General features: G+C 29.2%; 1 pseudogene. It reads right to left on the bottom strand.

From position 1 onward, the window contains the following. Positions 1–229 (bottom strand): annotated as a pseudogene (locus tag NG918_RS16665) (late control protein D); the annotation flags it as partial. Positions 230–253 lie beyond the last annotated feature (24 nt).

The raw sequence follows: 253 nt of genomic DNA, 5'->3' as shown, positions 1-253 counted from the left end.
GCATTGCATACATTATGTTTCCTGTTGGTGGAGCATACTTAAACCATGATGCCTTGCTTATATCTTGGGTTTCATCTATATTTAAATGAAGCTTTACCCTTTCTCCATCTACTGCAAGAACTTTTCCTTCTATGGATATACCACTTAATTTTTCATTATATATTTTTTCTTGCCAAATTCCATTTTTTCTACAAAACCTATATTTATATATTAATTCCCTATTATGCATTTGTCCATAATATTGGTTTATATA

It is taken from the genome of Clostridium sp. ZBS2, from assembly GCF_023845855.1.
Lineage (GTDB): Bacteria > Bacillota > Clostridia > Clostridiales > Clostridiaceae > Clostridium > Clostridium aquiflavi.
The sequence above is the reverse complement of the archived record's forward strand: the minus strand, read 5'-3'. Positions and strand labels throughout refer to the sequence as shown.